The organism is Streptomyces sp. KR55 (assembly GCF_052245645.1).
GTDB classification, from domain to species: Bacteria; Actinomycetota; Actinomycetes; order Streptomycetales; family Streptomycetaceae; genus Streptomyces; species Streptomyces flavusporus.
The window spans coordinates 1-7,076 of sequence record NZ_JBQQCE010000502.1 but is presented as its reverse complement, the minus strand read 5'-3'; the positions used below and the strand labels follow the sequence as shown (position 1 = coordinate 7,076).

Below are 7,076 nucleotides of genomic sequence, written 5' to 3'. Positions count from 1 at the left end.
ATCGCTGGGGGCAGCGGGGCATGGCGCGCGGCGCGGTCGTGCTGCTGCTGTCCGACGGCTGGGAGCGCGACGATCCGCAGCTGCTCGGGGTCCAGATGCGGCGCCTGCACCGGCTGGCGCACCAGGTGATCTGGGCCAATCCGCGCAAGGCACGCCCCGGTTACGTGCCCCTGGCGGCCGGGATGGCGGCGGCGCTGCCGAGCGTGGACGCCTTTGTCGAAGGGCACAGCCTGGCGGCGCTGGAGCGGCTGGCGGCGGTGGTGCGCGGCCATGGTGAGAGGAGCGGAGCGTGCGAGACATCCTTCCGGCACTGAGCGGCTGGTACGCGGCCCGGGCCCCGTTCGGCCTGGCCACGGTTGTCGCAGTGAGCCGCAGCGCACCCCGCGATCCGGGCGCCGCGATGGCCGTGGGACCGGACGACGAGGTGGTGGGCAGCGTGTCCGGGGGCTGCGTGGAGGGTGCGGTGTTCGAGCTCGCCCAGGAGGTGGTGGCGAGCGGCGAGGCACAGCTGGAGACCTTCGGGTACAGCGACGACGACGCGTTCGCGGTGGGGCTGACCTGCGGCGGCGAGATCACCGTGCTGGTCCGGCCCGTGACGCCCGAGCGCGACCCGTCCTTCGGGGCGGTCGCGGAGTCGGTCGCCGCGGGCCGCCCGGTGACCGTGGCGACCGTGATCGACGGGCCGGCGCCGCGCGGGGCCACGCTCGCCGTGTGGCCGGACCAGGTGTCCGGCACGCTGGGTGCGAGCGGCCTGGACGTGGCCGTCACCGCCGACGCGCGCGGCGAACTCGCCCTGGGCGCCACGGGGGTTCGGCACTACGGGCCGCACGGGGAACGGCGCGAGGACACCGTCTCGGTGTTCCTGCACTCCTTCGCACCGCCGCCGCGGATGCTGGTGTTCGGCGCGATCGACTACGCGGCGGCGGTGGCCCGCATCGGCGACTTCCTCGGCTACCGGGTCACCGTGTGCGACGCCCGCCCCGTCTTCGCCACCGCCAAGCGTTTCCCGCCCGGCGTGGAGGTCGTCGTCGACTGGCCGCACCGCTACCTGCACGGCACCGAAACCGACGAGCGCACCGTGATCTGCGTGCTCACCCATGACCCGAAGTTCGACGTGCCGCTGCTGGAGGAGGCGCTGCGCCGGCCCGCCGAATACATCGGGGCGATGGGCAGCCGCCGTACCCATGACGAGCGGGAGAAACGGCTCACCGAGGCCGGACTCACCCCGCGTGAACTGTCCCGGCTGCGCTCGCCCGTCGGGCTCGATCTGGGGGCCCGTACGCCCGAGGAGGTGGCCGTGTCCGTCGCCGCCGAGATCGTCGCGCTGCGCTGGGGTGGCAGCGGGGCTCCGCTGACGGCCACGGAGGGCGCGGTCCACCCGTCGCCGTAAGCCGCCGATCGTCGGCCGTTGATGTGTGGCGGCCGTTGAGGAGGAACAGATGGAGCTGCACCACGAGTTCACCGTGCCCGTGTCGGTCGACGAGGCCTGGCGGGCGCTCCTCGACATCGAGCGGGTCGCGCCGTGTCTGCCGGGGGCGACGGTGGAGGAGTACGACGGCAAGACCGTGACGGGCTCGGTGAAGGTGAAGGTCGGACCGGTCACCGTGACGTACCGGGGCACCGCCGTCTTCGAGGAGCAGGACGAGTCGGCGCACCGCATGGTGCTGCTGGCGAGCGGGCGGGAGACCCGGGGACCCGGCACCGCACGGGCCACGGTCACCAGCACGCTGACCGGCCGCGACGGCGGTACGGCGGTGTCGGTGCGGACCGATCTGGCGGTGACCGGGCGGCCCGCCCAGTTCGGGCGCGGGGTGCTGGCGGAGGTGGGCGACCGGCTGGTCGGCGAGTTCGCGGCATGTCTGTCGGAGCGGCTCACGCCGGCGCCCGCGGGGGCCGGCGAGCAGCCGACGCCGACGGCGGAGCCCCGCCCTGTGGACCTTGCAGAGGTCCCGGAGCCGTCGGAACCCCTGGACCTGCTCCGCGCGGCCGGTCCTGCCGTGGCTAAGCGCGTGGCGGCTGCGGTGGGTGTGGCGGCGGCCGTCGCGGTGGTCGTGGCGGTCGCGCGCGCACGGCGGCGGAGGCGGGCCTGAGTGGTGCGGAACCGTGTCGTGGTCAGACGCTGTCGTGGAGTGCGCCGGTGATCGTCCGAGGGCGCCTCACGGCTTTCCGCTGCTGCCCGCGAACAGCACGGAGCCGAGTTCCTCGTCGAGGGCGGGACGGACCTGGTGGCCCAGGGTTCCGCCGGTGGCCTCCTCCGCGACCTCGATCATGCACCGGGCCTCGTGGATGGCCTTCGGATATGTCGTCCCGGCGCGCTCCGCGACCCGGGTGAAGAAGGTCCGCTCGCTCATCCGCTCGCCGGTGGGGGGGCTCATCCGGCGCGTGGGCGACCCGGCGCAGATGCTCACCGATCTCGTGCGGCAGCTGAGCCGCGGCCTTCTCGGCGACTCTGGACGACACCCGCTCCGCGAGCGTCTCCAGACTGGCCCTGGTGGCCCTCCCCCACTCTCAACTTCGTTCGAGCGGGGGGACGACCCCCATGGCCGCACCCCGGCTGTCCAGCCTGGCCCTGGCCTGCACCTGGCCGATAAATGCGTCGTGCTGCATGATCCACACCCGACCTCGTGCTCTCGTCGGCTTCGGTGTCGACGACGGCTCGTGCGTCGAGCGTCCTGGGTGCCCGGGCACGGCCGGGCGAAACAGCGCTCAGCGCGGCGGCAGCCGGTGCAGGGTCACGTCCGTGAGGCGGCCGTCGGTGAGCGTGGCGGTCATGTAGGTGCAGTGGGGCTGGCGGCGGCGGTCGGTCGGGGAGCCCGGGTTGAGGAGCCGCAGGCCGGTGGGGGCGGTGGTGTCCCACGGGATGTGGCTGTGCCCGAACACCAGGACGTCGAGGTCGGGGAAGCGGGCGGCGCAGCGGGACTCGCGGCCCTGGGCGGGGCCCGTCTCGTGGACGGTGCCGAAGTGCAGGCCGTCGAGTTCGGCGTACGCCACCTCGGGAAGGCGGGCGCGCAGCTCGGGGCCGTCGTTGTTGCCGTACACGCCGACGAGCCGGCGGCAGCGGTTCTCCAGCAGGTCGAGGGTGGCGGTGTCGACCCAGTCCCCGGCGTGGAACACGACGTCGGCGTGCGGGAGTTCGGCGAGCAGCGGGGCCGGCAGTTCCTTCGCGCGTTTCGGCAGGTGGGTGTCGGACATCAGGAGCAGACGCACGGCTTCAGCGTAGGACGGCCGCCGCGCGCAGAGGGTGTCGACCGCCTCGGCGGGGTTAGCATCTGGCAACGCGTACCGAACCGTTCCGTAAACGGCAAGCGACCCCGAGGGGACCTGGAGCCCATGCCGGTCAAGGTCAGCGTCGTCGTCCCGGTCTACAACCCGGGGCGCTACATCGAGGACTGTGTCGACTCGCTGCTGCGGCAGTCGCTGCCGCCCGACGAATACGAAGTCATCTTCGTGGACGACGGGTCCACCGACGAGACACCCGCCCGACTGGACCAGCTCGCCGCCGCGGACCCCCGGGTGCGGGTGATCCACCAGGAGAACTCCGGCTGGTCGGGCAAGCCGCGCAACGTCGGCATCGCCGCCGCGCACGGCGAGTACGTGATGTTCGTGGACAACGACGACCACCTCGGCGACGAGGCCCTTGAACGGATGTACGACTACGGGATGGCCAACGGCGCCGACGTCGTGGTCGGCAAGATGGCGGGCCGGGGCCGTGGCGTGCCGGTGGAGCTGTTCCGTACGAACCGGCCGCGGGCCACCGTCGACAACGCCCCGCTGATCGACAGTCTGACCCCGCACAAGATGGTCCGCCGGGAGTTCCTGGACCGCACCGGGCTGCGGTTTCCCGAGGGCAGACGGCGGCTGGAGGACCATGTCTTCGTGACCGAGGCGTATCTGCGTGCCGACAACGTCTCGGTGCTCAGCGACTACGTCTGCTACTACCACGTCCGCCGGGACGACTCCTCCAACGCGGGCTTCCAGCGCTTCGATCCCGCCGGGTACTTCAAGAACCTCCGGGAGGCCCTGGACGTCGTCGAGCGGTACACCGAGCCGGGTGCGCTGCGCGACCGGCTGTTCCGGCGGTGGCTGCGCGTCGAGATGGTCGAGCGGCTGCGCGGCCGGCGCTTCCTCGCCCTGCCGGAGGACTTCCGCCAGGAGCTGTTCGAGCAGATCCACGAGGTCGTCGTCGAGCGGTTCGGTCCCGGTGTCGCGGCCGGGCTCCAGCCGACGCAGCGCATCGTCGCCGCGCTGGCCGCCGCCGGGCGGTTCGACGACGTGGTGGCCTTCGCCGAGTGGGAGGCCGCCGTCGGGCTGGTGGGCCGGGCGGAGCGGGTGGAGTGGCGGGACGGCGCGCTGCGCGTGGGCCTCACCGCCGAGTACACACTGAACGGCGAGCCGATGACCTGTCCCGCCGACGGTGCCCCGCCCTCGTTCGACGGGCCGCCGCGAGACCTGGCCGAGGCGGTGGAGTGGCTGGGCGCGGACAGCGTGGCCCGCTTCGGGAAGTCGGCGCTGGATGTGGTGCTGCGGGAGCGTTCCAGTTCCGCCTCGTATTTCCAGCCGGTGGAGGTGACCCGGGAGACCGTGCCGGTGGACGACGGCAGCCGTGTCCGGCTGGTGCTGCGCGCGACAGCCACCGTCGACCCGGGTACGGCAGCGAGCGGGGGCCCGGTGGACGGCGGGCTGTGGGACGTCTTCGTGCGCGTCAGGTCCGGCGGCTGGACCAAGGAGTGCCGGCTGGGCCGAGAGCGTGACGTGTCGGCGCCGTACGCCGGTGTCGTGGCCGGTCGCGTGGTCCTGCCGTACTGGACCGAGCCGCACGCCAACCTCTCCCTGGACGTGGACCCGGCGCGCGGCCGACTGGACCTCGGCCGCCCGGGGCCGCGGGACGTCGGCGTATCGGGCGGCCGGCTGCGGTGGACGATGCCGCTGTACGTCCCGGACGCCACCGACGTGCGGTTGCGGCTGACCGGCCCCGCATCCCGCATCGACGCGCCCGGCACCCTCGAGCCGGGCGGACACCTGGACACCCTCCTGCCCGTCGGAGACCTGGCGGGCACGACGTGGCGGACCGCGCTGTGCCCGGCCTCCGGCGACGCCGACGAGCCCCGCTTCCTGGCACTGCCCGTCGTCCTGCGGGGCCGGGCCGGTGGCGTCCGGGTGGTGCGCACGGCCCGGCCGAGCCTTCCCGGGCGGCTGGCCCGCCGGGCACGGCGGGTGCTGCGGAGGGCGGCGAACCGAGTGCGAACGGCGAGGAGGTGACGGAATGCGCCCGCTGGACATCGACGGTGCGTGGGTGATGGAGCCCAAGGTCTTCCCGGACGACCGGGGCAGCTTCCACGAGTGGTACCGCGGCGCGGAGTTCCGCGAGGCGACCGGCCACGACCTCGCCGTCGCACAGGCCAATTGCTCAGTTTCTCGACGGGGCGTGCTGCGCGGGGTGCACTTCGCCGAGGTGCCGCCGGGTCAGGCGAAGTACGTCACCTGCGTGCGCGGTGCCGTCCTCGACGTGGTGGTCGACCTGCGGGTCGGCTCCCCCGCGTTCGGGCAGTGGGAGGCGGTACGGCTCGACGACGGAGCCCACCACGCCCTCTTCCTGGCGGAGGGGCTCGGGCACGCCTTCATGGCGCTCACCGACGACGCCACGGTGGTGTACCTGTGCTCGACGCCGTACACGCCGGAGCGGGAGCACGCCGTGCACCCGCTGGACCCGGAGCTGGACATCGCCTGGCCGGACGGCGTGTCGCCGGTGCTGTCGCCCAAGGACGCACAGGCCCCGTCACTGGCCGAGGTACGCCGGGCGGGGCTGCTCCCCTCGTACGACGACTGCGTCGCCCACTACGAGCGGCTGCGCGGGCTCAGCGCAGGAGGGTGACCTCCTCCACCGCGCGCCGCAGGGCGGGCCAGCCTCGGCCGCGGGGCACTCCGAGGTTGCGGGCGCGGGCGAGCAGCGGCCAGAAACCGGCGCCCAGCAGGTCCTCCGGCCGGACGGCGCCCGCCCGCTCCAGGATCGTCTCGGGCACCTTCTGCGGGTCCGGCACGTCGTACTCGGCAACGATCTCCTCGTACCTGTCGCGCAGCACGGTGCTCGTGGGGTCGGCGCCGAAGACGACGAGCTGCCCGGTCGGCTGGGTGTCGACGAGGACCGTCAGCAGGTCGGGCCGGTGACGGGTGAGGATCTCGGTCAGCTTGTAGACGTCCCCGGTCCAGGCGGTGGTGTGCCGGTCGCGGGCAGCCTCGTCGACGCTGCGCGGCAGCATGTCGTCGAAGACGATCACGCTTCCCCAGTCGGAGTGCCGCTCGATGTTCATGAAGTCGCGCAGCGCGTACTCGAACAGGTGCATGCCGTCGATGAAGGACAGGTCGAGGGTGGTGCGCCGCCAGTGGCCGAGCGGGCTGCGGCCGCGGCGCAGGTTGCGCAGCGGGTGGCGGCCGCCCTTGAGGTGGGCCAGGGGGTTGTCGCGGGCGAAGAAGTCGTCGCTGGTGGCCCGGACGAGGTGGACGTCGCAGCGGATCTCGGTGACCACCTTGAACGCGGGGTCGACCGCGATGCTGGGGACGCGGGACAGACGCAGGCTGCGGCCGTCGTTGACGCCGATCTCCAGGTAGTTGCGGTTCGCGGTGACCTTGTGCAGTTCCCTGAGGAACTCATGGCGTTTCACGACGGGGCTCCTTTCGGGACTCCTTGCGGATCAGGGGCGGATCGGGGGCGAATCAGGGGCGAATCAGGGATAGCGCCTCGTGCAGCGCGGCACGCCAGTCGCGCGGCGGCGGCAGGCCGGCCTCCCGCCAACGGCCGTGTGCGAGGGCGCTGTAGGCGGGCCGGGGCGCGGGGCGGGGAAAGGCCGCGCTGCTCGTCGGGCGGACCCGGGCCGGGTCGGCGCCGATCGCGCCGAACACCTCGCGGGCCAGGTCGTACCAGGTGGCCTCGCCGGAGTTGGTGGCGTGGAAGACGCCGTGCAGGGCGGGGCCGAGGCGGGGGCCGAGGTCGGCGATGCGTGCGGCGACGTCGGCGCTCCAGGTCGGCTGCCCGCGCTGGTCGTCGACGACGTCGACGGTGTCGCGGCGGGCCTGAAGGT

At 73.3% G+C, this 7,076-nt stretch carries 9 protein-coding genes; 5 read left to right on the top strand and 4 right to left on the bottom strand.

Going from position 1 to position 7,076, the window contains the following annotated elements; translation table 11 throughout:
• From ACTWQJ_RS43350 to ACTWQJ_RS43340, 3 genes are all read left to right on the top strand, one after another.
• The coding region (locus ACTWQJ_RS43350) for a VWA domain-containing protein (RefSeq protein ID WP_443311900.1) at positions 1-314 on the top strand (314 nt) is incomplete at its 5' end.
• Entirely contained in the window at positions 290-1,390 is a 1,101-nt protein-coding gene (locus ACTWQJ_RS43345; protein ID WP_443311899.1) for an XdhC family protein, read from the top strand. The genes ACTWQJ_RS43350 and ACTWQJ_RS43345, both read left to right, overlap by 25 nt.
• Positions 1,391-1,439: 49 nt before the next feature.
• Positions 1,440-2,090, top strand: a complete 651-nt coding sequence (locus tag ACTWQJ_RS43340) for an SRPBCC family protein (protein ID WP_443311898.1) — start codon at positions 1,440-1,442, stop codon at positions 2,088-2,090.
• Positions 2,091-2,156: 66 nt separating this feature from the next.
• Here ACTWQJ_RS43340 and ACTWQJ_RS43335 read toward each other — a convergent pair whose 3' ends face one another.
• Together ACTWQJ_RS43335 and ACTWQJ_RS43330 are read right to left on the bottom strand one after the other, a co-directional pair.
• Positions 2,157-2,375 (bottom strand): hypothetical protein, encoded by a 219-nt coding sequence (locus ACTWQJ_RS43335; RefSeq protein ID WP_443311901.1) that lies wholly within the window; start codon positions 2,373-2,375, stop codon positions 2,157-2,159.
• Between the two features lie 331 nt (positions 2,376-2,706).
• Positions 2,707-3,207, bottom strand: a complete 501-nt coding sequence (locus tag ACTWQJ_RS43330) for a metallophosphoesterase family protein (RefSeq protein WP_443311897.1) — start codon at positions 3,205-3,207, stop codon at positions 2,707-2,709.
• A gap of 123 nt (positions 3,208-3,330) precedes the next feature.
• Here ACTWQJ_RS43330 and ACTWQJ_RS43325 point away from each other — a divergent pair, with 123 nt between their 5' ends.
• Together ACTWQJ_RS43325 and rfbC are read left to right on the top strand one after the other, a co-directional pair.
• Entirely contained in the window at positions 3,331-5,259 is a 1,929-nt protein-coding gene (locus ACTWQJ_RS43325; protein WP_443311896.1) for a glycosyltransferase family 2 protein, read from the top strand.
• Between the two features lie 4 nt (positions 5,260-5,263).
• Positions 5,264-5,872: a dTDP-4-dehydrorhamnose 3,5-epimerase gene (gene rfbC / locus ACTWQJ_RS43320; protein ID WP_443311895.1), complete on the top strand. Its 609-nt coding sequence runs from the start codon at positions 5,264-5,266 to the stop codon at positions 5,870-5,872.
• Here the strand turns inward: rfbC and ACTWQJ_RS43315 are convergent.
• Both ACTWQJ_RS43315 and ACTWQJ_RS43310 read right to left on the bottom strand, forming a co-directional pair.
• Positions 5,856-6,659, bottom strand: coding sequence for a class I SAM-dependent methyltransferase (locus ACTWQJ_RS43315; protein ID WP_443311894.1), 804 nt, complete (start codon positions 6,657-6,659; stop codon positions 5,856-5,858). The two genes, rfbC and ACTWQJ_RS43315, sit on opposite strands and share 17 nt — an antisense overlap.
• Positions 6,660-6,711: 52 nt before the next feature.
• Positions 6,712-7,076 (bottom strand): sugar nucleotide-binding protein (locus ACTWQJ_RS43310; protein WP_443311892.1); only part of this gene is annotated, 365 nt, incomplete at its 5' end.